Source organism: Mesorhizobium sp. PL10 (assembly GCF_053714315.1).
In genome coordinates, this window is record NZ_JBSKBR010000145.1 from 1 (window position 1) to 1,104 (window position 1,104).

Consider the following 1,104-nt stretch of genomic DNA (forward strand, 5'->3'; position numbering starts at 1 on the left):
GTGCCATCTTCACTGCCATCGCGGACATACACCAATTCGCCCTCGCCGATATTGTCCGAGTTGGCGGTGACTTCCTCGAGTAGTTCAAGGTTCTCGCCGATCATGACGGCGACTTCTTTGAGCGTATAGATGAACCTCGAGCGTGCCATCACGCAGCCTCGTATCGGTTTTTCGCCGTCACCCACTGCCACGGCAGCAAATCCTGGAGCCGATCCTTGGGATGGCTCTGGATCCGAGTCAGGACGTCTGTGAGATAGACCTCCGGATTGTGGCCATGGAGTTTGGCAGTCTCGATGATGGTCAGGATGTTGGCGTGCGCTCACCGCCCTTGTCTGACCCGGCGAAGAGCCAATTTTTCTTCCGATTCCAATGCATGATTCATTATGCTGCTCCTCTTCAAATGGCGGAAAACAGGGATTTCTGGGTTTGGTCGGTGACGCGACACGGGCCTTTACGCGAGATCGCGGCTTTGACGGCGGGCTTTTCGAGGTCCGCTGCGCGGATTTGATGGGGGGCGCCGGGCATGATTTGCTCGGTGGGCAAGAGCCCGGCTTCGACGGCACGCCGGATTTTATGGTTGGTGACGCCGAATTTGGTCGCGGCTTCCGACATGGTGAGCCATTCTCCGCCGGTGTTGCAGGCCGACCGGTAGCCCTCGATCTTGTGCACCCGGCGCAATGAGCTGACGCGATGCCCTGTCCAGGTCTTTCCCTGACCGGTCCGCATCCCCATGCGGTTGAGCGTGGCGGCGACATCTGCGTCGGACCAGCGCGTCGCCATCGATCGGATGATGGCCATCGCCTCCTCGGGCGTGCTTTTGGTGTGCTCGCCGGACTTTGGCTTGCGAATGTGAACCTGGGAATGCTGTCCGCCTTGCCAGTGTATAGTGAGTTCGACCTGTCTCGCATCATCGTCCACGGTAACGACGATATCCTTGATCAGTGCACGCAGGAGCCGCTGCCGAAAACGCATGTCGACATCGGGAGCGTCCCATGCAGCCCTCAGATCCTGAGCCAGGCCGGCAAAATCCGGCGTGGCGGCGTCATCGCGTACTGGCCGATTGTTGAGCCGGGCTTCGCAGGCTTCGACACGGCGAAGCGTCGC

Annotated in this window: 3 pseudogenes; all 3 read right to left on the reverse strand. The window is 59.9% G+C overall.

From position 1 onward, the window contains the following. Positions 1-191 (reverse strand): annotated as a pseudogene (locus ACWGTO_RS33510) (hypothetical protein); the annotation flags it as partial. After that, a pseudogene (locus ACWGTO_RS33515) lies at positions 149-360 on the reverse strand (transposase domain-containing protein); the annotation flags it as partial. The pseudogenes ACWGTO_RS33510 and ACWGTO_RS33515, both read right to left, overlap by 43 nt. Positions 361-396: 36 nt before the next feature. Then, positions 397-1,104: pseudogene (locus ACWGTO_RS33520) on the reverse strand (recombinase family protein); the annotation flags it as partial.